The sequence below is a fragment of the Vibrio sp. Isolate30 genome (assembly GCF_022397975.1).
In the GTDB taxonomy this organism is placed as follows: domain Bacteria; phylum Pseudomonadota; class Gammaproteobacteria; order Enterobacterales; family Vibrionaceae; genus Vibrio; species Vibrio fortis.
In genome coordinates this window covers 280,234-304,613 of sequence record NZ_JAKEUS010000003.1, presented here as the reverse complement: position 1 = coordinate 304,613, position 24,380 = coordinate 280,234, and the positions used below count along the sequence as shown (strand labels likewise).

Below are 24,380 nucleotides of genomic sequence, written 5' to 3'. Positions count from 1 at the left end.
CAACATAAGACTATTTTTACCGATCTTGTGTGCTTATTGCTAGATACTTTTGATGTAAATCTGTGATTTGAGGCAAAAGATCTTGGTTTTTAGTATGGTTTTTAATCACGTCGTCCGCAATAGCTAAGCGTTGTTCTCTTGAAGCTTGTGATTTGAGGATCGCTTTCACTTGCTCTTCAGAGACATTGTCTCGGTTCATGGTTCGTTGAATCTGAACTTCTGTAGGAACATCAACAATTAAAACGCGATCTGCCATACCTTGCATCTGGTTTTCAATCAGTAAAGGTGCAACGAGTAAACCATAAGGAGAGCGAATGTTTGTCAGCCCTTCTTCAATCTTGTTGCGGATCATTGGATGAAGTAGTGCATTTAACCACGCTTTATCTTCTGGGTTACTGAAGATCTGTTCACGGAGTTTGGCTCGATTGAGAGTTCCGTCTTCTAAAAGGATCGCTTCACCAAACTGTTCAGCGATCTGACGGAGTCCGTCACTGCCAACGGCTACGACTTCACGAGCCACGATATCGGCATCGACAATATCGATGTTGAAATGCTCTTGAAACAGGTCTGCTACGGTGGTTTTTCCGCTAGCAATACCACCAGTGAGGCCAATAATGGTTGCCATAAATTAAATTCCTAAAACCGAAGTAAAATACCAAGCCATAATGTTCTCGCCCCAAATCAGACTTATCCAACCAGCAATGGCGAGGTAAGGACCAAAAGGAAAGGCTTTATCGATGCCTTGCTGTTTCAGTCGCAGTTGGATCAAGCCAAACACTAGACCAACAAGCGAAGAGATCAATATGATCATAGGTAAGTGCTGCCAACCAAGCCAAGCGCCTATTGCCGCAAGAAGTTTGAAATCACCATAGCCCATGCCTTCTTTGCCTGTAACTAGCTTGAATAGCCAATAGACAGACCACAAAGCTAAGTAGCCTGCCATTGCCCCAATGATGGAGTCTTGAAGGGAGATAGGGCTAATACCAAACAATGCAAGCGCAATCCCCGACCAGACTAACGGTAAGGTGATTTGATCGGGCAGTAACATGGTATCAAGATCGATAAAGGTCGCGGCAATCAGGGCAAAGGTAAAAAAGATCAGAGCCAGCGCGTAGTAGCTAAAGCCAAAATGAACAGCAACGAAGCTACACATCACAGCAGTTAGCAACTCAACAAAAGGGTAACGTGGGCTGATAGGATTCGAACATTTTCGACACTTGCCTTTCAGGAGTAGCCAACTGAGCACAGGGATGTTATCGATAGCTCGAATCTGTGTTTCACACTTTGGGCATGTCGAGCGAGGCACGCTAAGGTTGTACGTTCCTTCTGGCATTGGGATTTTGTAGTCAGGAAAGCTTTCTGAGCACTCTTGTTGCCATTCTCGCTCCATCATAATGGGTAGGCGATGGATAACAACGTTGAGAAAACTACCGATAAGTAGGCTGAAGATAAAAGCTAATACGGGGAATAGCCAAGGATAGTAGTGAAATACTTCCATAGTGTCCTGTCCACTGGGATCTAACTGGCGAGTGCCATGAGTGTGTCATTGATTATCGCCTATCCTAACACACTCATTAGGTTAAAGATCGGTAAGTACATCGCAACCACTAAACCACCGACGACAGAACCAAGGAAAACAATGATGACCGGCTCTAAGATTTTACCCAAGTTATCTACGGTATCGTCTACTTCGAACTCATAAATGGTGGCGACCTTAGTGAGCATTTCATCGAGATTGCCAGACTCTTCACCTATCATCACCATTTGCAGCACCATCTCTGGAAAGGCTTGGCTGTTGCGCATTGCGATGTACATAGGCACCCCTGCCGCAGTCTCTTTATGAACTTCAGTAATGGCGGATTCGAAGTGTACGTTGCCAGTGGTTTTGGCCGTGGTTCTGAGGCTGGTTAAAATTGGGATACCTGAGCTAAAACTGGTTGATAGCGTGCGACTGAACTTAGCAATTGAGGCTTTAGCAATAACGCCACCGATAATCGGCAGTTTTAATCCTAGCCGACTGATGGTGAGCCTTATGGAATAGGACCGTTTGCGAGCTTGAATCACGAATAGCACGATGCCAACCAAGCCAAGCAGGGTATAGAGACTATAAGCTTGCATCCAGTGCGACAACGACATCACCTTGGCGGTGAACCAAGGCAGATCAGCGCCAAAGCCAGAGAACATGGATTCAAACTCAGGGATCACCATGGTTAGCATTAGGAATGAGACCGTTAAGGCGGTGACGACCACCATCACCGGATAGATAAGCGCTTTTATGACTTTGGATTTTAAGCGTTCACTCTTTTCCCGATAGTTGGCCAGTCTTTCAAATACTTCAGCTAAGTTTCCCGATAGTTCTCCTGTCGCGACAAGGTCGGTATACAAGTCATCAAAATGACGGCTCGCGGTTCTCATCGCCTTTGATAATGGGGTACCCGCTTCTACACCTTTGCATATCTGCGACAGAATCGATTTCATTTCTGCTTTTCTGTGGTTATCTGAAACTAACTTGATGGCTTGAATGATGGGAACGCCGGTTGCCAGCATGGTTGCCAATTGTCGGGTCAGCAGGGTGATGTCTTTTGTTTTGACTCGATGAGTCAGGCGAGTGAATGCTGAAATACTTTTTTTCTTTATCTTCTTAATCTGAATGTGCTGATCGCGAAGTTTGTCTCTGACTTCAAGCTCAGTGAGCGCCAAGGTTTGCCCAGACACCTTCTTTCCCGAGCTGTTAATTCCTCTCCAGTGATAGTTCTTTAATTGTGATTGTTTCGGTTTGATCGCCATAGGGTTCACATTGATGTTGGTAAAGGGTTAGATATGTAGAGGGTTAGATATAGAGAACACGTTGCAGCTCTTGATAGCTAGTCACACCTGATAGCAGTTTTTCTAACCCTGAGTCTCGTAGGGTTTGCATACCCTCCTGCTTAGCTAAGTTTTCTATCTCGATAGCATTTGGGTGAGCGATGAGGCTTGCTTTCAGCTTGTCTGTGAACGGCATTACTTCATAAATACCCACACGACCGGAATAACCTTGATTGCACTCGTTGCAACCGTCAGGATTTGCTTTGTAGAAGGTATGGTGAGCACTGATGCCATGGTGGTGATAAATGGTTTGGTCGTCATCTGCCATTTTGCAGTGTGGGCATAGTCGTCGAGCGAGGCGTTGAGCGATGATGAGGCTTAATGATGAAGCGAGATTAAAGGGTTCTATGCCCATGTGTGCAAGGCGCGTGACAGTTTCCGCTGCAGAATTTGTATGAAGTGTTGAAAGAACTAAGTGCCCCGTTTGAGAGGCTTTAATCGCTATCTCGGCGGTTTCAATATCGCGAATTTCACCAACCATTACGATATCGGGATCTTGGCGTAAAAAAGAGCGTAGCGCCTCAGCAAACCCAAAGCCTATTTTGGGCCGTACTTGCACTTGATTGACACCACATAGGTTAATCTCAACAGGATCTTCGGCGGTGGAGATGTTTCTTTCCGAGGTGTTAAGAATACGAAGGCCTGTGTAGAGCGATACGGTTTTGCCACTACCTGTCGGTCCAGTCATAAGAATCATGCCTTGTGGGCGTTTCAGAGCATTCAGGTAGAGTGTCTTCTGTTGTTCGCTGTAACCAAGGATGTCGATATCAAGGTTGGCTGTACTGCTATCGAGTAGACGAAGCACAATCTTTTCGCCCCACAGTGTCGGTAAGGTAGAGACGCGCATATCAATGGCAATCTCTTGATTGAGTTTTAGCTTAATTCGACCGTCTTGAGGCAAACGTCTCTCAGCAATATCAAGCTTGGCTAGAATTTTAAGGCGTGCCGAGAGTCTCCGGCTCAGGTGGGCTGCGGGCTGTTGGGTTTCGACTAAGATGCCATCGCAGCGCAGGCGAACTCGGTAGTACTCTTCATAGGGCTCGAAATGGATATCAGACGCCCCTTTGCGCACAGCATCAACTAGGATTTGATTGATAAAGCGACTGACGGGCGATTCGTCTTGGCTAAGGTCTTCGACGGTACTCACTTCATCATCTGAAACCTCTACCAAGTGAGCGAGTTCATCCTGCGTGATCTCTTTACGATTGCTCTCGCCATGAGTAATCGCTTTGCCATAAAGTCGCCGAATAGCACCTTCCAGTGTGCGATAGTTTGCTACCACTAGCTCAACTTGCAGCCCAGTAGCAAAACGAAAATCGTCTTCAGCTTGTAGGTCGGTTGGGTCGGCGGAGGCTAACGTGAGTGTTGACGCTGATTTCGCGACGGGTATTGCATGATATTGGGTGATAAGTTCGCGCAGTCCAAGCTGTTCACACAACAGCTCATAATCGTAGTCGGCAAGCGAAATCAAAGGTAAGCCGAAGATATGAGAAGTGTGTTCGGCAAGGGTTTCTGCGTTCAAGAAACCGTGAGCAATCAAAGCTTCTGGGGTTGAACCACCAGAAGCTTGCAAATGTTCCACGACAACTTGTTCTTGAGTCAGACTAAGCTGGTTAGCCTGACGTAGAACTGTGGGGAGATTGGTTAGCATTATGGGCAGTATATGGTTTGTGAAGCATCATTTTTGTCAAAGCAGGTGTTTGTCCAAACAATGCCTTCATCTTGGAAGTCAGCAGACATAACATACTTCTCTGCTGCAGCTATTGGCCCTTTTGCACTATTGGCTTCAGCGATAACCTCTACTGCACCAGAGGTTAAAGTACCAACCTGAGCATAGATCTTGATGTCGTTTAGAACTAGTTCCGCAGGAACTGTTGTTACCGCCGATGACGTTGAACTTATACAGCTACTAGCGAAATTTGATTGTCCATTTTCATGAGCACAAAGTTCGACTGCTAGTTTTACTGCAGCTGCTGCTTTTGGAAACTCGGCTAGAGTCGCTTTTTTTGTATAGTCTTGATAAGCGGGAACTGCAAAAGCCGATAAGATTCCAATAATCGCTACCACAATCATCAACTCAATTAACGTAAAACCTTTCTGCTTTGTTTGTTTTCTTTTCATTGTTCTAATCCATTTCTTGTTAGTTACAGTGCAAGCACCAGATGAATTAGAGAATAAGAGTCGATATCTACGTGTGGAATGACGTTCAGAGCAGGTCGCGAGTCGCTTTGAATTTATTGGTAACTTGTTTCATATGCTGCATAAGATTATGCGACCAAGTTAAATAGAGTGTCTCAATAATGGAATTGCGAACATAAAAAAGGCACCGTAGAAAACGATGCCCATAATATTAAATGTGTTTTTAATCAATAGATTAAGCTTTGAAGCGCATCGAAAGATCCATCGCTTTTAGATGCTTGGTCAGTGCGCCCACTGAAATGTAATCAACACCTGTTTCTGCAAACTCAGCAATCGTCTCTAGAGTTACGTTGCCAGAGTTTTCTAGAGCAGCACGACCTGCATTGATCTTAACTGCTTCACGCATCATGTCGGTGGTGAAGTTGTCTAGCATGATGATGTCTGCACCCGCGCTGATCGCTTGCTCAAGCTCTTCTAGGCTCTCCGTTTCAACCTCAACGGGTTTACCTGGGTTAAGCTCTTTAGCGGTTGAGATCGCCTTCTCAATACCACCACAAGCGATGATGTGGTTCTCTTTGATTAGGTAGGCATCAAACACACCGATACGGTGGTTGAAACCGCCACCGCATGCGACTGCGTATTTTAGTGCGCTGCGCAGACCTGGGATGGTTTTACGTGTATCAAGTAGACGACACTCTGTGTGCGCAATTTTTTCTGCGTAAATCGCCGTTGCTGTTGCACAACCTGATAGCGTCTGGATGAAGTTCATTGCGTTACGTTCACCCGTAAGCAGTGCGCGAGCTGGGCCAGACAGTGTGCAAAGGGTTTGGTTCGGTTCAACCTTGTCACCATCTTGCACATGCCACTCGATAGTCACTTCGCCACCTAACTGCTTAAACACTTCGTCAGCCCAAGCTTGGCCACAGAAAATACCGTGTTCGCGAGTGATGATGGTTGCGCTGTTTACTGCATCAGCAGGAATTAGACTTGCAGTGATATCAGCCGCTGGATCCAGTGTACCGCCTAGGTCTTCTTTAATGGTCTCTGCAACTGCACGAGAGATCTCTAATGGAAGTTGTTCTTTTAAGTAGTCAAGGCGCTGCTGGCTGTTATGTGTGTTTTTCATCGCAAATCTAATCTTGAAAGGGAGTGGGGTAGGAATGATACTCTTGCTTCATCGCAAATTAAAGGGTTGAGCCCGCCTTGAGGTTGGTTGAGCTCACACTGATAGCCATAATACATTGAGTAATGAAAAAGTAAGGAGCATGGCACTTATGATGATCAGCGAAACTGGGTGGTATAGCGCTGCGAAGCACGTGCCTTCTTCTTTTTATGATGCGCGCCCTCAACAAGATGATGTCTCTTTGCTGGTGGTTCACAACATCAGTTTACCGCCGGGGCAGTTTGGTGGTCCTTATATCGAGCAATTTTTCACTGGTAAGCTTCATCCAGACGAACACCCTTTCTTTAAAGTGATTCATAACATGGGTGTATCGGCACACTGTTTGATTCGTAGGGATGGAGAGGTTGTGCAGTTTGTCTCTTTTCACGACCGAGCTTGGCATGCAGGACAATCCAGTTTTGCTGGTCGAGTGCGGTGTAATGACTACTCGATTGGTATCGAACTTGAGGGGACAGATTTTGTATCCTATAGCGAGTCTCAATATCGCGCACTCGCGGAGCTAACCAAGGCGATTACGCAGCGCTTTCCACAGATCACCGCTGAGCGTATTACCGGCCATCAATATATTGCCCCGTTAAGGAAAACCGATCCAGGGCTCTCATTTGACTGGGTAAAGTACCGTCAACACTTAAATCTGTAGTTTTGCTGATAATCATATGTTGGCATATGGGTTTTTACGTCATTGTTAAGGGCTTGTAACCGTTCTGGATGCGAGCCTTTTTTATTTCTTCAAGAGTGTGATGAATCTTTCAAAAGGTCAGATGTGACTATTTATTAATAGGATTTATTCCCAATCTGTGCGCTTGGTTTGAATTTTAATCAAGGCAATCTAATCAATCTGAAATATTTCATTTTTATCCTGAAACTTTCTAGCACGAACACTCCCCAAAAGTATTAACGCTGTAAATGGTAAGACCAATTTGGTTGCTGTTTTAAATTTCATTTGTTAAATCATGGTTAATTCACACTGTGTTCTATGATTCAGGTCAATTTTGAGCTGGACAGTGGCGTTTTAATTATGTTAATTTCTGCACCAATTAAAATTGGTATTACCAATTACCAGCAAATAAAAAGAAGAACAGCAAACTATGGCTTATCAAAGGATTCGTCAGCCAAAACTCTCCGATGTTATCGAAAAAGAGTTGGAAAGGTTGATTGTGGAAGGAACACTGGCGCCCGGGCAGCAACTGCCGCCAGAGCGTGAACTGGCTAAGCAGTTCGATGTGTCTCGTCCTTCGATCCGAGAAGCTATACAACGTTTAGAAGCCAAGCGCTTGCTGACTCGCCGTCAAGGTGGGGGAACGTTTGTCAGTGAAAATATCTGGAAGAGCTTTTCAGATCCGCTCCTGAATTTGTTGTCCACTCACTCTGAAACCCAACTAGACTTGTTGGAATCGCGTCATGCGATGGAGGGAATTTCTGCTTACTTTGCTGCGCTGCGTGGTACCGAGGAAGACTTTGCTCGAATTCAAGCGTGCCAAGATAACATTCGAAGTGCGCAAGAAAAGGCGGATATTGAAGCTGAATCGGCAGCTGTGATGGCTTTCCTTATCGCTTTAACGGAAGCTGCTCATAACGTAGTGCTTTTGCATATCGTTCGCAGTTTAGCTCCGTTACTTGAGCAAAATGTCTTAGAAAATCTAAAGCTGTTGCATCGTCGAAAAGACGTTGTGGAAAAAGTGAGTATACATCGAGCTAACATCGTGGATGCGATTGTTTCTGGCCAGCCTGAAAAGGCGCGTGAAATGTCACATTCTCATTTAGCTTATATCGAAGAAACATTGTTGGATTTGACAAGAGAAGAGTCGCGTCGCGAGCGTTCACTTCGTCGAATTCAACAGGGTAAAGAGTCGTAATCCTACGGCTTTTTACGTGTTTAGTAGAATCCAACTAACAAAAAGGATAGATCGCCATGTCTGACATGAAGCATGACGTTGATGCTCTGGAAACTCAAGATTGGTTAGAAGCTCTTGAGTCAGTAGTACGTGAAGAAGGTGTAGAACGTGCACAGTTCCTACTAGAAACAGTTCTAGAAAAGGCACGTTTAGACGGCGTTGATATGCCAACTGGTATCAACACTAACTACATCAACACCATTCCAGCAGCACAAGAGCCGGCTTACCCTGGTGACGTAACTCTTGAGCGTCGTATTCGTTCGATTATTCGCTGGAACGCAATCATGATCGTATTGCGCGCTTCTAAGAAAGACCTAGACCTTGGTGGTCACATGGCTTCTTACCAGTCTGCAGCGGCGTTCTACGAAGTATGTTTCAACCACTTCTTCCGCGCTCCAAACGAGACAGACGGTGGCGATCTGGTTTACTACCAAGGTCACATCTCTCCAGGTATCTACTCTCGTGCATTCGTTGAAGGTCGTCTAACTGAAGAGCAGCTAGATAACTTCCGTCAAGAAGTAGATGGCAAAGGTGTTCCATCTTACCCACACCCTAAACTGATGCCTGAGTTCTGGCAGTTCCCTACAGTATCTATGGGTCTAGGTCCGATCTCTGCGATCTACCAAGCTCGTTTCCTTAAGTACCTAGAAGGCCGTGGTCTTAAAGATACTTCAGCTCAACGCGTATACGCTTTCCTAGGCGACGGTGAGATGGATGAGCCAGAATCACGTGGTGCTATCTCTTTCGCTGCGCGTGAGAAGCTAGACAACCTATGTTTCCTAATCAACTGTAACCTACAGCGTCTAGACGGCCCTGTTATGGGTAACGGTAGCATCATCCAAGAACTTGAAGGTCTATTCAAAGGCGCAGGTTGGAACGTTGTTAAAGTTATCTGGGGTAGCAACTGGGATTCTCTACTAGCTAAAGACACGACTGGTAAGCTTCTTCAACTAATGAACGAAACTATCGACGGTGACTACCAAACATTCAAATCTAAAGATGGCGCATACGTACGTGAGCACTTCTTTGGTAAGTACCCAGAAACAGCTGCACTAGTTGCAGACATGACTGACGACCAAATCTTCGAACTGAAGCGTGGTGGTCACGATTCTTCTAAACTGTTCGCTGCATTCAACAATGCAAAAGAGACAGGTGGCAAGCCGACTGTAATCCTAGCTAAGACTGTTAAAGGTTACGGCATGGGTGAAGCTGCAGAAGGTAAGAACATCGCTCACGGTGTTAAGAAGATGGACATGACTCACGTACAATACCTACGTGATCGTCTGGGTCTACAAGACATCCTTTCTGATGAGAAAGTAGCTGAACTTCCTTACCTAAAACTGGAAGAAGGTTCTGCTGAGTACGAATACCTGCACGCTCGTCGTAAAGCTCTACACGGTTACACGCCTGCTCGTCTTCCTAACTTCACTCAAGAGTTCAAAGTTCCTGAGCTAGAAGAGTTCGCTCCTCTACTAGGTGCACAGAAGCGTGAAATCTCAACGACAATGGCATACGTTCGTACGTTGAACATTCTTCTTAAGAACAAGAACATTGGTAAGAACATCGTTCCTATCATCTGTGATGAAGCACGTACGTTCGGTATGGAAGGTCTGTTCCGTCAGGTTGGTATCTACAACCCACACGGTCAAGAATACACACCTGAAGATAAAGGCATCGTTTCTTACTACAAAGAAGCAACATCTGGCCAAGTTCTTCAAGAAGGTATCAACGAACTAGGTTCAATGGCATCTTGGGTTGCTGCTGCTACTTCTTACAGCACAAACGATCTGCCAATGATCCCGTTCTACATCTACTACTCTATGTTCGGTTTCCAACGTATTGGTGACATGGCATGGCTAGCAGGTGACCAACAAGCGCGTGGCTTCCTACTAGGTGCTACAGCTGGTCGTACAACACTGAACGGTGAAGGTCTACAGCACGAAGATGGTCACTCGCACATCCAAGCGAACACTATCCCTAACTGTATCTCTTACGATCCAACATTCGCTTACGAGCTAGCAGTAATCATGCAAGACGGTATCCGTCGTATGTACGGTCCTGAGCAAGAAAACATTTACTACTACCTAACAGTAATGAATGAAAACTACGCAATGCCAGCAATGCCAGAAGGCGCTGAAGAAGGCATCCGTAAAGGTATCTACAAGCTTGAATCTCATGAAGGTGCTAAGGGTAAAGTTCAGCTAATGAGCTCTGGTACTATCATGAACGAAGTGCGCAAAGCAGCGACTATCCTAAGCGAAGAGTACGGCGTAGCATCTGACGTATTCTCTGTAACATCGTTCAACGAACTAACTCGTGACGGTCAAGACGCAGAGCGTTACAACATGCTTCACCCAGAAGCTGAAGCGAAAGTACCTTACATCACGACTGTTCTAGGTAACGAGCCAGCAATCGCTGCAACGGATTACATGAAGAACTACGCTGAGCAAGTACGTGCGTTCATGCCAACTGAGTCTTACAAAGTACTTGGTACTGATGGCTTCGGTCGTTCTGACAGCCGTGAGAACCTACGTCGTCACTTCGAAGTTAACGCAGGCTACGTAGTAGTTGCAGCGCTAACTGAACTGGCTAAACGTGGTGATGTTGAGAAGTCAGTAGTTGCTGAAGCAATTGCTAAGTTCAACATCGACACTGAAAAAACAAACCCACAATACGCTTAATACAGCGCTTAACTAGAAGGTAAATAAGCAATGGCAATCGAAATTAATGTACCTGACATCGGTGCGGATGAGGTTGAAGTTACTGAGATTCTTGTAAGCGTTGGCGACAAGGTTGAAGAAGAGCAGTCTCTGATCACTGTTGAAGGCGACAAAGCTTCTATGGAAGTTCCAGCGTCTCAAGCAGGTATCGTTAAAGAAATCAAAGTAGCGGAAGGCGATTCTGTTACAACTGGTTCTCTTATCATGATTTTCGAAGCCGAAGGTGCAGCAGCTGCTGCACCTGCTCCAGCAGCAGAGGCAGCTCCAGTAGCTGCTCCAGCAGCGGCAGCAGCGGCAGAGCTAAAAGAAGTTCACGTTCCTGATATCGGTGGTGACGAAGTAGAAGTTACTGAGATCATGGTTAAAGTTGGCGATGCAGTAGAAGAAGAGCAATCACTTCTAACTGTAGAAGGCGACAAGGCTTCTATGGAAGTACCAGCACCATTCGCAGGTACGGTTAAAGAGATCAAGATTGCTGAAGGCGATTCAGTAACAACTGGTTCTCTAGTGATGGTATTCGAAGTAGTGGGCTCAGGCGCAGCGGCTCCAGCTCCTGCAGCAGTAGAAGCGCCAGCAGCACCTGCGGCGGCTCCTGCGGCAGCAGCTGACAAAGAAGTAAACGTTCCAGATATCGGCGGTGACGAAGTAGAAGTTACTGAAGTAATGGTAGCGGTTGGCGATACAGTAGAAGAAGAGCAATCTCTAATTACTGTTGAAGGCGACAAAGCTTCAATGGAAGTTCCTGCACCATTCGCTGGTACAGTAAAAGAGATCAAGATTGCAGCTGGCGATAAAGTGTCAACTGGCTCTCTAATCATGGTATTTGAAGTAGCAGGCGCAGCTCCAGCAGCGGCTCCAGTTGCAGCACCAGCTCAAGCGGCGGCACCTGCAGCAGCACCTGCTCCTAAAGCTGAAGCTCCAGCGGCGGCACCTGCAGCGAACGACTTCCAAGAAAACAACGATTACGCGCACGCGTCTCCAGTTGTTCGTCGTCTTGCTCGTGAATTTGGCGTTAACCTATCTAAGGTTAAAGGTACTGGTCGTAAGAGCCGTATCCTAAAAGAAGACGTTCAGTCTTACGTTAAAGATGCACTTAAGCGTCTTGAGTCTGGTGCTGCGGCATCTGGCAAAGGCGGTGACGGCTCTGCTCTTGGTCTACTACCTTGGCCAAAAGTTGACTTCAGCAAGTTCGGCGAAACTGAAGTTCAGAAGCTTTCTAAGATCAAGAAGATCTCTGGCGCTAACCTACACCGTAACTGGGTAATGATCCCTCACGTTACACAGTGGGACAACGCAGACATCACTGAGCTAGAAGCATTCCGTAAAGAGCAGAACGCAATCGAAGCGAAGAAAGACACTGGTATGAAGATCACTCCTCTTGTGTTCATCATGAAAGCTGTTGCTAAAGCGCTAGAAGCGTTCCCAGCGTTTAACTCTTCTCTATCTGAAGATGGCGAAAGCATCATTCTTAAGAAGTACGTAAACGTAGGTATCGCAGTAGATACGCCAAACGGTCTAGTTGTTCCTGTATTCAAAGACGTGAACAAGAAAGGCATTTACGAGCTATCTGAAGAGCTAATGGCTGTGTCTAAGAAGGCACGTGCTGGTAAGCTAACTGCAGCTGACATGCAAGGCGGTTGTTTCACAATCTCTAGCCTTGGTGGCATCGGCGGTACTGCATTTACGCCAATCGTAAACGCTCCAGAAGTAGGTATCCTAGGTGTATCTAAGTCTGAAATGAAGCCAGTGTGGAACGGTAAAGAGTTCGAACCACGCCTACAACTTCCACTGTCTCTATCATACGACCACCGTGTGATCGATGGTGCTGAAGGTGCACGCTTCATTACTTTCCTAAACAGCGCACTATCTGACATTCGTCGTCTAGTACTGTAATTGAGAAAGTAAATATTAAGGTGGCTTTCGGGTCACCTTAATTCTTTATATAAAGTATTTTTTAGAGAACAGTTCCCGCTTTTCTCAGAAAGCGAAAGGGAAGTGTTGTCTAGCTCACAGGCTAACTTAAAGCTACTTTCACACTGTTAACATCTCTGTAAAATGTTGGCTGTTTGAAAGCCCAATAATTTAAGAACATCTTCTCAAGCCTGTTAGGGATAATGACTACAAGAGGTCACAATGAGCAAAGAAATTAAAGCCCAAGTTGTTGTACTTGGTTCAGGTCCTGCTGGTTACTCAGCTGCATTCCGTTGTGCGGATTTAGGTCTAGAAACAGTACTAGTTGAACGTTACAGCACTCTTGGCGGTGTATGTCTAAACGTTGGTTGTATTCCATCAAAAGCACTTCTTCACGTTTCAAAAGTAATTGAAGAAGCGAAAGCGATGGCAGAGCACGGCGTTGTTTTCGGCGAGCCACAAACTGACATCAGCAAGATCCGCATCTGGAAAGAGAAAGTTGTAAACCAACTGACTGGCGGTCTTGGTGGTATGGCTAAGATGCGTAACGTGACTGTAGTTAACGGCTACGGTAAGTTCACTGGTCCTAACTCTATCCTTGTAGAAGGTGAAGGCGAGTCAACAACGGTTAACTTCGACAACGCGATTATCGCAGCGGGTTCTCGCCCAATTAAACTGCCATTCATCCCGCATGAAGATCCACGTATTTGGGATTCAACTGACGCACTAGAGCTGAAAGAAGTACCAGAAAAACTGCTTATCATGGGCGGTGGTATCATCGGTCTAGAAATGGGTACGGTTTACCACTCTCTAGGTTCTAAAGTAGACGTAGTTGAGATGTTCGACCAAGTTATCCCAGCAGCGGATAAAGACATCGTTAAAGTCTTCACTAAGCGTATTAAGAACAAGTTCAAGCTAATGCTTGAGACTAAAGTAACTGCAGTTGAAGCGAAAGAAGACGGTATCTACGTTTCAATGGAAGGCAAGAAAGCACCAGCTGAAGCTGAGCGTTACGATGCAGTTCTTGTTGCTATCGGTCGTGTTCCAAACGGCGCACTTATCGATGCTGAAAAAGCAGGTATCGAAGTTGATGAGCGTGGCTTCATCAACGTTGATAAGCAAATGCGTACAAACGTTCCACACATCCACGCGATCGGTGACGTTGTTGGTCAACCAATGCTTGCTCACAAAGGTGTGCATGAAGGTCACGTAGCGGCTGAAGTTATTTCTGGTAAGAAGCACTACTTCGACCCTAAAGTTATCCCATCAATCGCGTACACTGAGCCAGAAGTAGCATGGGTTGGTAAGACTGAGAAAGAAGCAAAAGCAGAAGGTATCAACTACGAAGTTGCTACATTCCCTTGGGCGGCTTCTGGTCGTGCAATCGCTTCTGACTGTGCAGACGGTATGACGAAGATGATCTTCGACAAAGACACGCACCGTGTAATCGGTGGTGCTATCGTAGGTACTAACGGTGGTGAGCTTCTTGGTGAAATCGGTCTAGCAATCGAGATGGGTTGTGACGCAGAAGACATCGCTCTAACTATCCACGCTCACCCAACTCTACACGAGTCTGTTGGTCTAGCTGCGGAAGTATTCGAAGGTTCAATCACTGACCTTCCAAACAAGAAAGCAGTTAAAAAGAAGAAGTAATTCTCCTTTAGCCACTCGCTAATGTTTTTGAAAGCCGCTGATTCGTCAGCGGTTTTTTTTATGCCTGAAGTAAAGAGCAGTAACGTTTCACTTCGAGATGCGAGTACGCTTCGCTCCGAGATACGAAGAGCGCGTATATAAAAATAAAAAGGGCTGACCCATTAGGCCAACCCTTCATACTTCTTCTCGAATCTCGAATCTCGAATCTCGAATCTCGAATCTCGAATCTCGAATCTCGAATCTACTTATAAATACACAACATATTTAGGTAGCTTTCTGTTAGCGTGTGCAGTTCTTCGGTTGAATTTGCACGTTTCGCCTGAATAAACAGTGAGTAACAGATACCGTGGAATAGGTTCGCCAAGTGTTTCGGTTCATGTTGATCACAAACTTCACCACGTTCAATCGCTTTCACGAACATATTCTGCACCAGCATTTGATTGGTGCGATTGGTTGTTACGAACAATGGCCATACTTCATCACGAGTCGAAGCACTCCATTCGAACCAAACATTGAGCCAGTGGCAATCTTGCTCAACAAGCGCAACCATTTGGTTGGTGATGTTAGTTAGGTTTTGTTTCGCATGCAGATCAAGGTCGATATTGTCTGAAAGAAAGTTTGAGAACTGACGAACAACATGGTTTAGAACCTCGTCGACCAGATCTTCACGCGTTGGAAAGTAGTTAAATACGGTTGCTACAGATACTTGAGCGATATCCGCGATATCCGCATGTCCGCCTCGGCCAATGCCACGGCGAGAGAATACTTCAAGAGCGATCTCCATCAATTGAAGTTTTCTTTTTAGGGGTGAAAGCCTAGTTCTAGGTCTCTTAGATATTGAGTCCATAATGTTTTCCTTGCCAACGAAATATTATATTAATGATTTTATTATTATTTAAGCCAAGATGAGTGTAATGGTGCATATGCAAATGGTCAATCATTTGTGCTTGTTTTATGGACAATTACATCAAACTTGATACATAAATCGTGATCCGTATAGGGCGTTGTAATGCGATCTAACTCGAAACCCGAGAATACGACTCTTGATGCGAGAACTGTGATTTAAATTGATACACGAGGTGGTGTGGGTATTTGAGCAATGCTAGACTTACGCTCGAAAATCAGCGGCACTATTGATGAAACGATCTACACTTGTCGCAGTCACCAAATAAAATGAGAGCAGTATGAAACATACAGTTGAAGTCATGATCTCTGAGCAAGAAGTTCAAGATCGAGTGCAAGAGCTAGGCAAACAGATCACTGAACATTACCAAGGCAGCGAAGATCTTGTATTGGTAGGTTTATTACGTGGTTCATTCGTATTTATGGCCGACCTTGCACGTGCGATTAACCTAACGCACCAAGTAGATTTCATGACGGCTTCTAGCTACGGCAACACCATGGAAAGCTCACGTGACGTGCGCATCCTAAAAGACCTAGATGATGACATCAAAGGTAAAGACGTGCTGCTAGTTGAAGATATCATCGATACAGGTAACACGCTAAACAAGGTAAAAGAGATCCTAAGCCTACGTGAGCCTAAGTCAGTACGAATCTGTACATTACTAGACAAGCCATCTCGCCGCGAAGTTGACGTAGAAGTGAACTGGATTGGTTTTGAGATCCCTGATGAGTTCGTTGTGGGTGTAGGTATCGACTACGCTCAGAAATATCGTCACCTACCATACATCGGTAAGGTTGTACCTCAAGAGTAATCGTCGCTACGGTCGATGTGAGCAACTCGAATTATCAAAAAGCCCGCTTAATCTGCGGGCTTTTTTGTATGTGCTTGAAAATGACTTAACAATTAGCCTTGTTGGCTTAATAGAGGTGTAGTTAGAATCTTGTTCAATGCCTCTAAGTGGCTGTTCTCTAACGTATCATTACTTGAGCAACGCACGCCAAGATCTTTCAATTTGCCATCACCGATACCATACACAACGCCGTGGATTTCAACCTCTTGACCACGCTCCCAAGCACTCTGCATGATGGTTGAGTTACCTAGGTTGTATACCTGTTCAGCAACGTTGATTTCACAAAGCTTGTCTCCCCATTGTTCACGAGGCAGTGATTCGATCTGTTTGCGATATTTTAAGTAATTGTCACGGATGTGCAGTAACCAATTGTTGATAAGACCCAGCTTAGGGTTATCAATCGCTGCATTCACGCCACCACAACCATAGTGACCACAGATGATGATGTGTTTTACCTTGAGTACATCAACCGCGTACTGAACAACAGATAGGCAGTTAAGGTCGGTATGAATGACTTGGTTTGCCACATTACGGTGTACAAACAGTTCACCAGAATAGAGCCCGGTCAAGCGTTCAGCCGGTACGCGACTATCTGAACAACCGATCCAAAGGAACCCCGGGTTTTGACCCTCTTCAAGCGTGGTAAAATATTCAGGTCGTTCCGAGCGAATTTCATCAGACCATTTGGAATTGTTTTCAAAAAGCTGTTTTATTTCTGGCATCTTGCTTCATACATCCCTCAATTAAGATGCTTAACTATACACAATGTTACAAATTCAATCTTGTAAAAAGTGCGTCAAAAAGTACTCATCTGACGTGTTCTAGTACGTAAAATCATAAACTTAGGCTTTAAGCTATCATCCGGTTATAAGACATAAATATTGTGATTGAATTAACACTTTCTGAACAGTTGATACATTTGTTAGAGTGATACGGTTTGTCAGCTCATCACAGGGAGATGTATTTTGTTTGGAAGTCGTTTTACAGATATCAACCTCAAAGGGGATATGTTTGGCGGTGTTACTACAGCCATTATCTCATTGCCATTGGCGTTGGCATTTGGTGTTGCTTCTGGTGCCGGTGCCGAAGCGGGCTTATGGGGGGCGATCATGGTCGGCCTGTTTGCCGCACTATTTGGTGGTTCCAATACCCTGATCTCTGAGCCTACGGGCCCAATGACGGTGATCATGACGGCGGTATTAACCAGCATGATGGCTAAGTACCCTGAAACAGGCTTGGCAATGACGTTTACTGTCGTGATGATGGCAGGGGCATTTCAGGTGTTACTCGGGACATTAAAGTTAGGAAAATACATAACTTTGATGCCATATAGCGTGATTTCCGGCTTTATGTCGGGGATTGGCGTTATTCTTATCATTCTACAGCTCTCTCCACTTTTAGGTCATGCCGCTCCTGCTGGTGGTGTCATGGGTACACTGTCCGCACTGCCAGATACGGTCGCTAACATGAAGTTTAGCGAACTGTTTTTAGGCTTACTCACATTAGGCATTCTGTTTTTCTTCCCGAAACAGTACCGAAAGTATGTACCTGCACAGCTCGTGGCATTGGTTGCCGTCACTCTGTTATCGGTGATTCTGTTTGATACGGAAGCCATTCGCCGCATTGGTGAGATTCCTGCGGGCTTGCCATCTCTAGTCGTGCCACATATTGATGCTTCAATGTTTACTGAGATGGTCATCGATGCATTGGTTCTGGGTACCCTAGGTTGTATTGATACGCTATTGACGGCCGTTATTGGTGACTCACTGACGCGTAAAGAGCATGACTCGGACAAGGAGTTGCGCGGTCAAGGTCTAGCAAATATGATTTCTGGTCTGTTCGGTGCGCTCCCTGGTGCCGGTGCGACCATGGGTACCGTAACCAACATTCAGGTTGGTGCGCGCTCTCCACTATCAGGTGTGATTCGCGCGCTAGTACTTGCGCTAGTTGTTCTGGTTGCAGGCGGTTTGACTGAACCAATCCCAATGGCGGTGTTGGCTGGTATTGCTGTTTATGTGGGCTTCAATATTCTTGATTGGAGTTTCATTCAGCGTGCACACCGCGTGAGTTTTGCCGGCATGGCTATCATGTATGGCGTGATGCTGCTAACGGTATTCGTTGACCTGATTGTGGCTGTTGGCTTAGGTGTCTTTATCTCTAATATCATCATCATTGAGCGATTGAGCCGTGAACAGGCTCGTCAAGTGAAGGCGATCAGTGATGCCGATGAAGATGACGTACCATTGTCAGACAGCGAGCGTGGTTTGCTTGATATGGCGAACGGTAAGGTACTGTTCTTCTATCTATCTGGACCAATGATCTTCAGCGTATCTAAGGCGATTTCACGTCAGCACACCAGTATCTCTGATTATGAAGCGATGATTCTCGATCTGACCGATGTGCCTATGATTGATGTGACGGTTGGTCTTGCGCTGGAGAATGCGATTAAGGATGCACTGGACGCCAACTGTGAGGTGTACCTGCTGTGTCCTAACGATAATACTCGCCAGCAGCTAGAAAAATTTCATGTGATTGATTTGGTGCCTGAATCAAACACTTATCGATTCCGTTATGAAGCGTTAAGAGCTGCAACCAATTACGTGGCACGCGATGAGCATGAGTTCGGCTCTGCATAGATAACAGCAAATTAATATAGATTCGAAATACCGTTAAGTTAATGACTTAGCGGTATTTTTTTATCACTCATTATTTTTACCTCGTAATATTTCTATAGATTTGGAAATGTTAGTTTGTCTTAATCGTCATTTGACGATAGACTTGTTGGTATATTGGACGTGTCTGAGAATAAGTCATATTTTTCTCACGCCCACTCACTAATCGCAAATGGCAAGCAATCTTCATGTACGCATTAGAAATCGAACAACTTAGAAAGACCTACGCTGGTGGATTTGAGGCCTTGAAAGGCATCAGTCTGCAGGTGAAAAAAGGTGACTTTTACGCTCTACTTGGGCCGAACGGCGCGGGCAAATCAACCACGATAGGCGTCATCTCCTCACTGGTAAACAAAACTTCAGGCAAGGTGAATGTCTTTGGTTTTGATATCGACAAAGACCTAGAGTTGGCGAAGCAAAACCTTGGCTTAGTTCCTCAAGAGTTCAACTTTAACCAGTTTGAGACCGTGGAGCAGATCGTACTGCAACAAGCTGGCTACTACGGGGTATCTAAGTCGTTAGCCAAAGAGCGCGCTAAAAAGTATCTATCTAAGCTCGATCTGTGGGAAAAGCGTAGCGAACGAGCGAGAAACCTGTCTGGTGGTATGAAGCGTCGCTTGATGATTGCCCGTGCATTGATGCATGAGCCTCAACTGCTGATCTTGGATGAACCAACCGCTGGCGTTGATATTGAGCTACGCCGTTCAATGTGGGAGTTCCTACAAGAGATCAACGAAAAACAAGGCATCACTATCATCCTGACTACTCACTATTTAGAAGAGGCTGAGATGCTGTGTCGCAATATCGGTATCATCAATCGTGGTGAGTTGATTGAGAATACGACGATGAAGTCGCTATTGAATAAGCTTAGCGTTGAAACCTTCATTCTTGATTTGGAAGAGGGCGCACCTGAACCGACACTGCAAGGTGTCAACAGCCAAACTATGGTGAATGGTTCGCTAGAGATCGAGATTGATAAGACGTTAGGTTTGAACACTATCTTTAGTCAGTTAACAGAGCAGGGTATCAAGGTATTGTCGATGCGTAACAAGGCGAACCGTTTGGAAGAGCTGTTTGTCAGTATCGTGCGTGAGGGGAGCAAGTAAGATGTATCAACTGTATTGGACGGCTTTTTGTAGCCTGCTCACTAAAGAGGTGAACCGCTTTACCCGTATTTGGGTTCAGACCTTGGTACCACCCGCGATTACCATGACTTTATACTTCATTATCTTCGGTAGTTTGATCGGTTCTCGTATCGGTGAGATGAACGGTTTTAGCTACATGGAGTACATCGTGCCGGGTCTTATCATGATGTCGGTGATTACCAACTCATACTCGAATGTAGCCTCCTCGTTCTTTAGTGCTAAGTTCCAAAAGAACATTGAAGAGCTGCTCGTCGCTCCTGTGCCTAACTATGTGATCATTGCAGGCTTTGTGATGGGTGGCGTGGTACGTGGATTATTGGTCGGCGCGATTGTTACCTTTGTATCCTTGTTCTTTGTTGACCTGCAGGTTGACCACTGGGGCGTAATCATAGCGACAGTATTCCTAACGTCAGTGGTATTTTCCTTGGGCGGTCTTATCAATGCAGTCTTTGCACGTACTTTTGATGACATCTCGATTATTCCAACCTTTATCCTGACGCCATTGACTTATCTTGGTGGGGTCTTCTACTCGATCAGTCTACTGCCTGAGTTCTGGCAAGGTGTGTCGAAGTTGAATCCGATTGTGTATATGGTTAACGCATTCAGATATGGATTCTTGGGTGTGTCTGATGTGGGTATTGCGACCTCGTTTGGCGTGCTAGGGGTATTTATCGTAGTGCTGTATGGCGTTGCACATTACTTGGTGACAAAGGGTATCGGCTTACGTAGCTAATCTTTGATTAACCCAAAATGCAGATAAAGAAAAAGGTCGATATTACATCGACCTTTTTTGTGTTTTATCATTCAGAAGCTGGCCAGTTACTCAGCGGTCTCTTCTTTCACTTCTTCTTTAGCTTCCGTTACCAAATCAAGAACTTGGTTGTCGATAAGGCGTGTCTTACCTAGGAACGCTGACATAAGAATGACAGCTTGTGTTGATTCTGAAGTAATGGCCTGTAGAGTTTTCGCATCGCAGATGAAAATTTCATCTGGTTGCAGATCTGCAGCGCGTAGCTGGTCGGTCGCATCTTCAACCACTGACGCGTAGTCATCACGACCGCCGCGGATAGCACTGCTGATCCAACGCATTGTGCGAGCTAATACTGGTGCACGCTGGCGCTCATCGATAGTGAGGTTGCCGTTGCGAGAGCTCATTGCTAGCCCGTCCATCTCACGCACCGTAGGTACACCTACGATTTCGATGTCGAGTGCAAGGTCTGTCGTCATTTGACGAATGACAGCGAGCTGTTGGAAATCTTTTTCACCAAAGCAGGCAAAGTCAGGCTGAACGATGTTGAACAGCTTAGTTACGATGGTTGCTACACCACGGAAGTGACCAGGGCGAGAAGCCCCTTCTAGCATGTGAGAAAGGCCAGGTACTTCAACAAAAGTCTGTTTATCAAGACCCGCTGGGTACATGATCTCTGGTGTTGGTGTAAATACCAACTCAACCCCTTCGCCAGTTAGCTTACTCAAATCAGCTTCTAGAGTACGAGGGTAGTTATTTAGATCGTCTGCACGGTCAAATTGCATTGGGTTAACGAAGATACTAACCACAACGATATCAGCCAGTTCACGTGCTTTTCTCACCAGAGTAAGGTGACCTTCATGAAGGTTGCCCATAGTAGGAACGAAAGCAACAGTGCGTCCATCACGTTTATACTGCTTAATCTGCTCACGAAGAGCCGCTACTTCAGCGAAAGATTGCATACTAACTCCTAAGCGATTGTGTGAGCGTCATCAGGGAAACGTGCGCTCTCAACATCTTCTTTATATTTTGCCACGGCTTTACGCATATCGCCCGTTTCCGCTAAGAAATTCTTAGAGAATTTAGGCATATAGTTCGCAGAAATACCGAACATGTCGTGCATAACTAGGATTTGACCATCGGTCACATTACCTGCACCAATACCAATCACGGGTACATCACAGGCTTCAGTAATACGTTTTGCTAATGAAGCAGGTACACACTCAAGCAGAACGATTTGCGCGCCTGCTTCTTGTAAAGCCAATGCGTCGGCAACCATTTTGTCGGCTTGCTCGTCATCGCGACCTTGTACCTTGTAACCACCAAAGATGTTCACAGACTGAGGTGTTAAACCTAGGTGTGCACACACAGGTACAGCACGTTCTGTCAGCATTTTCACTGTATCAACCAGCCAGCTGCCACCCTCGATCTTAACCATGTTGGCACCAGCGCGAATGATCGTCGCCGCGTTTTCACATGCTTGCTCAGGTGTTGCGTAGCTCATGAATGGCATGTCAGCCATCAACAGACAGTTTGGGCTTCCTGCACGTACTGAGCGAGTGTGGTATGCAATGTCTTCAACGGTAACTGGCAGGGTATCAGTTTGACCCTGCAGTACCATACCAAGCGAATCACCGACTAAAAGGACAGGGATTTCTTGGCTTTCAAATAGTTGACTGAAGCTTGCGTCGTAAGCCGTTGACGTTGCAAATTTACGGCCTTCACGTTTGCACTTGATCAGGTCGTTAATGGTTACTTTTTTCATTGGTTTTCCTTAATGCGCTTGGCTTATTTTTGCCAAACATTGAGCCCATTTTTGTCGACTACTTTTAGCAGTTCGCTGAGCTCAGTCCCATCAGGGAGTTGTAAACTTGGTGCGATTTCAGCTAGCGGGTAAAGAACGAACTCTCGCTCTTTCATTCCGTAGTGAGGAACAGTTAAGCGCTCTGAATCGATCACCTCATTGCCGTATAAAATGATGTCTAGGTCCAAGGTTCTTGGTCCCCAACGCTCATCTTTACGGACACGCCCTTGCTCTTGCTCAATCGCTTGGGTGCAGTTGAGTAGTTCAATTGGCGTTAATTCGGTTTCTATAGCAACCACCGCATTGATGTAATCCGGTTGATTTTGCGGCCCCATTGGAGTGCTACTATATAGCTTCGAGGTCGCAATAAACTTTGATTGCGGTAGGCTTTTTAGTGTTTCGATAGCCAAATTTGCTTGGCTCACAGGGTCGGCGAGATTGCTGCCGACCGCGATATACGCTGTGATCATGATGACGGCTTACTTTTTTTGTTACGGTAAGTCTTACGACGTCGATGACCTGATTTAGATGGTGGAGCCACATCGTTTGCCATTGCTTGGCGCATGTTGCGTCCTGCGCTTTGGTAGCGCTCCCACCATTTAGCAAGCTCTTGTGTTTCACCACCTTCGATCTCGCCTCGCATCTCAAGGAAGTCAAAGCCAGCACGGAACTTGTTGAGCTCCATCAGACGCTGAGCGCGCTTACCATTGCGGCGAGGTAGGCGAAGCTGCAGTTGCCATACTTCACGAATCGTTGCTGTGTGGCGGCGTGGAATCGCAATACTCTTAACCTGCTGATCAAGAATCACGTTGCTCGCTTCCATGATTGCATCGTATTGAGAAAGGCCAAGCTCATCGGCCAGTTTCTCTGCCAACTTGTTCATCGGGTACCACAAGATAGCCGCGAACATAAAGGCTGGGTTAACGCGCTTGCCATCTTCAATACGCAGATCGGTAGAATCAAGTACCAAATCTAGCATCTGTTCTGTCTGAGATGAGTAGTCTTCTGTAAAGAACTCAGCCACAGCAGGGAACATCTGTTGGAACAGGTTGTACTCGCGCATCAGATGGTAGGTTTCAAGGCCGTAACCTGATTGAAGCAGCTTCAGTGACTCTTCATAAAGACGAGCCGCAGGGATGTCTTTTAGAAGGTGCGCTAGCTCTTCAATTGGATCGGCCGTGTCTTCTTCGATGTCGAAGTCTAGCTTCGCAGAGAAACGCATCGCACGTAGCATCCGCACCGGATCTTCACGGTAGCGAGTTTCTGGATCGCCAATCAGGCGGATCAGACGATCTTCTAAATCTTCTACACCGCCTGCGTAATCGTGAATGCTGTAGTCTGCAATGTTGTAATACATCGCATTAATCGTAAAGTCACGACGCTCTGCATCTTCATCTACGCTGCCGTAGACGTTATCACGCAGCAACATGCCTTCTTTAGACTGGGCTGATACGTTTTTTGATGGCTCTTGGTGGTGACCACGGAAAGTTGCAACTTCAATGATGTCGCGACCAAACATGATGTGCGCAAGGCGGAAACGACGACCAATAAGGCGGCAGTTTCTGAATAGGTTTTTGATTTGTTCAGGCGTCGCGTTGGTCGCGATGTCGAAATCTTTCGGTTGTGAGCCGAGTAGTAAATCTCGCACACCACCACCGACTAGGAATGCGTCAAAACCCGCACCATTCAGGCGATATAACACTTTAAGTGCGTTATCACTGATCTGCTTGCGTGAAATATTGTGCTCTTGTCGAGTGTAAATATTCAGAGCTAAATCGTGGAAGCCACGTTGTTCGCTAGGGGTATTGTCGTTTGTATTCATTAGTTTACAACAAAGTAGGTATCGCCAACTTTGCTTTTCTCTTAGTCCAAAGTGGTAGTGCAGAGTTTA

At 45.8% G+C, this 24,380-nt stretch carries 21 protein-coding genes; 9 read left to right on the top strand and 12 right to left on the bottom strand.

All coding sequences use genetic code 11. The features are described from left to right. Positions 1-16: 16 nt before the first annotated feature. From coaE to nadC, 6 genes are all read right to left on the bottom strand, one after another. Positions 17-625: a dephospho-CoA kinase gene (coaE, locus tag L1D60_RS11530; RefSeq protein ID WP_239841208.1), complete on the bottom strand. Its 609-nt coding sequence runs from the start codon at positions 623-625 to the stop codon at positions 17-19. Positions 626-628: 3 nt separating this feature from the next. Then, positions 629-1,498: an A24 family peptidase gene (locus tag L1D60_RS11525; RefSeq protein ID WP_239841207.1), complete on the bottom strand. Its 870-nt coding sequence runs from the start codon at positions 1,496-1,498 to the stop codon at positions 629-631. Between the two features lie 59 nt (positions 1,499-1,557). After that, a complete protein-coding gene (locus L1D60_RS11520; protein ID WP_239841206.1) occupies positions 1,558-2,787 on the bottom strand; it encodes a type II secretion system F family protein in 1,230 nt (409 codons plus the stop codon). 43 nt (positions 2,788-2,830) lie between these two features. Beyond that, a complete protein-coding gene (pilB, locus tag L1D60_RS11515) occupies positions 2,831-4,516 on the bottom strand; it encodes a type IV-A pilus assembly ATPase PilB (RefSeq protein ID WP_239841205.1) in 1,686 nt (561 codons plus the stop codon). Next, positions 4,516-4,986, bottom strand: coding sequence for a prepilin-type N-terminal cleavage/methylation domain-containing protein (locus tag L1D60_RS11510; protein ID WP_239841204.1), 471 nt, complete (start codon positions 4,984-4,986; stop codon positions 4,516-4,518). The genes pilB and L1D60_RS11510 overlap by 1 nt, the downstream gene beginning before the upstream one ends. Before the next feature lie 253 nt (positions 4,987-5,239). Continuing rightward, positions 5,240-6,130: a carboxylating nicotinate-nucleotide diphosphorylase gene (gene nadC, locus L1D60_RS11505; RefSeq protein ID WP_239841203.1), complete on the bottom strand. Its 891-nt coding sequence runs from the start codon at positions 6,128-6,130 to the stop codon at positions 5,240-5,242. A gap of 148 nt (positions 6,131-6,278) precedes the next feature. Here nadC and ampD point away from each other — a divergent pair, with 148 nt between their 5' ends. The 5 genes from ampD (at position 6,279) to lpdA (ending at position 14,366) form a co-directional block, all read left to right on the top strand. Next, positions 6,279-6,827, top strand: coding sequence for a 1,6-anhydro-N-acetylmuramyl-L-alanine amidase AmpD (gene ampD, locus L1D60_RS11500; RefSeq protein WP_239841202.1), 549 nt, complete (start codon positions 6,279-6,281; stop codon positions 6,825-6,827). 448 nt (positions 6,828-7,275) lie between these two features. Next, entirely contained in the window at positions 7,276-8,043 is a 768-nt protein-coding gene (pdhR, locus tag L1D60_RS11495; RefSeq protein ID WP_239841201.1) for a pyruvate dehydrogenase complex transcriptional repressor PdhR, read from the top strand. A gap of 56 nt (positions 8,044-8,099) precedes the next feature. After that, positions 8,100-10,763: a pyruvate dehydrogenase (acetyl-transferring), homodimeric type gene (gene aceE, locus L1D60_RS11490; RefSeq protein ID WP_239841200.1), complete on the top strand. Its 2,664-nt coding sequence runs from the start codon at positions 8,100-8,102 to the stop codon at positions 10,761-10,763. 30 nt (positions 10,764-10,793) lie between these two features. Further along, positions 10,794-12,695 carry a pyruvate dehydrogenase complex dihydrolipoyllysine-residue acetyltransferase gene (gene aceF / locus L1D60_RS11485; protein WP_239841199.1) on the top strand — a complete coding sequence of 634 codons (1,902 nt, stop codon included), beginning with the start codon at positions 10,794-10,796 and terminating at the stop codon, positions 12,693-12,695. A gap of 240 nt (positions 12,696-12,935) precedes the next feature. Next, on the top strand, positions 12,936-14,366 hold the full coding sequence (gene lpdA / locus L1D60_RS11480) for a dihydrolipoyl dehydrogenase (RefSeq protein ID WP_032550144.1): 1,431 nt from the start codon (positions 12,936-12,938) through the stop codon (positions 14,364-14,366). Positions 14,367-14,607: 241 nt separating this feature from the next. On the opposite strand, the gene L1D60_RS11475 is transcribed toward lpdA, so the two are convergent. Further along, positions 14,608-15,213 (bottom strand): LuxR/HapR/OpaR family quorum-sensing transcriptional regulator, encoded by a 606-nt coding sequence (locus L1D60_RS11475; RefSeq protein WP_239841198.1) that lies wholly within the window; start codon positions 15,211-15,213, stop codon positions 14,608-14,610. A gap of 337 nt (positions 15,214-15,550) precedes the next feature. Here L1D60_RS11475 and hpt point away from each other — a divergent pair, with 337 nt between their 5' ends. Continuing rightward, positions 15,551-16,081: a hypoxanthine phosphoribosyltransferase gene (gene hpt / locus L1D60_RS11470; RefSeq protein ID WP_032551494.1), complete on the top strand. Its 531-nt coding sequence runs from the start codon at positions 15,551-15,553 to the stop codon at positions 16,079-16,081. Positions 16,082-16,173: 92 nt separating this feature from the next. Here the strand turns inward: hpt and can are convergent, their stop codons facing one another. Beyond that, a complete protein-coding gene (gene can, locus L1D60_RS11465; RefSeq protein ID WP_239841197.1) occupies positions 16,174-16,842 on the bottom strand; it encodes a carbonate dehydratase in 669 nt (222 codons plus the stop codon). Positions 16,843-17,085: 243 nt separating this feature from the next. On the opposite strand from can, the gene L1D60_RS11460 reads away from it, so the two are divergent. The 3 genes from L1D60_RS11460 to L1D60_RS11450 all read left to right on the top strand — a co-directional run bounded on the left by L1D60_RS11460 (position 17,086) and on the right by L1D60_RS11450 (position 20,670). Continuing rightward, positions 17,086-18,756, top strand: coding sequence for a SulP family inorganic anion transporter (locus L1D60_RS11460; protein WP_239841196.1), 1,671 nt, complete (start codon positions 17,086-17,088; stop codon positions 18,754-18,756). Positions 18,757-18,980: 224 nt separating this feature from the next. Continuing rightward, complete coding sequence (locus tag L1D60_RS11455; RefSeq protein ID WP_239841195.1) at positions 18,981-19,898, top strand: ABC transporter ATP-binding protein; 918 nt, start codon at positions 18,981-18,983, stop codon at positions 19,896-19,898. A 1-nt stretch (position 19,899) separates the two neighbouring features. Continuing rightward, positions 19,900-20,670, top strand: a complete 771-nt coding sequence (locus L1D60_RS11450; protein ID WP_239841194.1) for an ABC transporter permease — start codon at positions 19,900-19,902, stop codon at positions 20,668-20,670. A gap of 86 nt (positions 20,671-20,756) precedes the next feature. Here L1D60_RS11450 and panC read toward each other — a convergent pair whose 3' ends face one another. The 4 genes from panC to pcnB are packed head-to-tail and all read right to left on the bottom strand — an operon-like array spanning position 20,757 to position 24,311. Then, complete coding sequence (panC, locus tag L1D60_RS11445; protein ID WP_150869251.1) at positions 20,757-21,647, bottom strand: pantoate--beta-alanine ligase; 891 nt, start codon at positions 21,645-21,647, stop codon at positions 20,757-20,759. 8 nt (positions 21,648-21,655) lie between these two features. Continuing rightward, positions 21,656-22,450, bottom strand: a complete 795-nt coding sequence (panB, locus tag L1D60_RS11440; protein WP_150869250.1) for a 3-methyl-2-oxobutanoate hydroxymethyltransferase — start codon at positions 22,448-22,450, stop codon at positions 21,656-21,658. A 23-nt stretch (positions 22,451-22,473) separates the two neighbouring features. After that, positions 22,474-22,959, bottom strand: coding sequence for a 2-amino-4-hydroxy-6-hydroxymethyldihydropteridine diphosphokinase (gene folK / locus L1D60_RS11435; protein ID WP_032551501.1), 486 nt, complete (start codon positions 22,957-22,959; stop codon positions 22,474-22,476). Next, entirely contained in the window at positions 22,956-24,311 is a 1,356-nt protein-coding gene (gene pcnB / locus L1D60_RS11430) for a polynucleotide adenylyltransferase PcnB (protein WP_239841193.1), read from the bottom strand. Before pcnB ends, folK begins: the two co-directional genes overlap by 4 nt. Positions 24,312-24,380: the final 69 nt, after the last annotated feature.

Bases quoted from the DNA above. Each gene is read 5' to 3' on its own strand.
- coaE (WP_239841208.1), bottom strand. From the start codon at position 625: ATGGCAACCATTATTGGCCTCACTGGTGGTATTGCTAGCGGAAAAACC.
- L1D60_RS11525 (WP_239841207.1), bottom strand. From the start codon at position 1,498: ATGGAAGTATTTCACTACTATCCTTGGCTATTCCCCGTATTAGCTTTT.
- L1D60_RS11520 (WP_239841206.1), bottom strand. From the start codon at position 2,787: ATGGCGATCAAACCGAAACAATCACAATTAAAGAACTATCACTGGAGA.
- pilB (WP_239841205.1), bottom strand. From the start codon at position 4,516: ATGCTAACCAATCTCCCCACAGTTCTACGTCAGGCTAACCAGCTTAGT.
- L1D60_RS11510 (WP_239841204.1), bottom strand. From the start codon at position 4,986: ATGAAAAGAAAACAAACAAAGCAGAAAGGTTTTACGTTAATTGAGTTG.
- nadC (WP_239841203.1), bottom strand. From the start codon at position 6,130: ATGAAAAACACACATAACAGCCAGCAGCGCCTTGACTACTTAAAAGAA.
- ampD (WP_239841202.1), top strand. From the start codon at position 6,279: ATGATGATCAGCGAAACTGGGTGGTATAGCGCTGCGAAGCACGTGCCT.
- pdhR (WP_239841201.1), top strand. From the start codon at position 7,276: ATGGCTTATCAAAGGATTCGTCAGCCAAAACTCTCCGATGTTATCGAA.
- aceE (WP_239841200.1), top strand. From the start codon at position 8,100: ATGTCTGACATGAAGCATGACGTTGATGCTCTGGAAACTCAAGATTGG.
- aceF (WP_239841199.1), top strand. From the start codon at position 10,794: ATGGCAATCGAAATTAATGTACCTGACATCGGTGCGGATGAGGTTGAA.
- lpdA (WP_032550144.1), top strand. From the start codon at position 12,936: ATGAGCAAAGAAATTAAAGCCCAAGTTGTTGTACTTGGTTCAGGTCCT.
- L1D60_RS11475 (WP_239841198.1), bottom strand. From the start codon at position 15,213: ATGGACTCAATATCTAAGAGACCTAGAACTAGGCTTTCACCCCTAAAA.
- hpt (WP_032551494.1), top strand. From the start codon at position 15,551: ATGAAACATACAGTTGAAGTCATGATCTCTGAGCAAGAAGTTCAAGAT.
- can (WP_239841197.1), bottom strand. From the start codon at position 16,842: ATGCCAGAAATAAAACAGCTTTTTGAAAACAATTCCAAATGGTCTGAT.
- L1D60_RS11455 (WP_239841195.1), top strand. From the start codon at position 18,981: ATGTACGCATTAGAAATCGAACAACTTAGAAAGACCTACGCTGGTGGA.
- L1D60_RS11450 (WP_239841194.1), top strand. From the start codon at position 19,900: ATGTATCAACTGTATTGGACGGCTTTTTGTAGCCTGCTCACTAAAGAG.
- panC (WP_150869251.1), bottom strand. From the start codon at position 21,647: ATGCAATCTTTCGCTGAAGTAGCGGCTCTTCGTGAGCAGATTAAGCAG.
- panB (WP_150869250.1), bottom strand. From the start codon at position 22,450: ATGAAAAAAGTAACCATTAACGACCTGATCAAGTGCAAACGTGAAGGC.
- folK (WP_032551501.1), bottom strand. From the start codon at position 22,959: ATGATCACAGCGTATATCGCGGTCGGCAGCAATCTCGCCGACCCTGTG.
- pcnB (WP_239841193.1), bottom strand. From the start codon at position 24,311: ATGAATACAAACGACAATACCCCTAGCGAACAACGTGGCTTCCACGAT.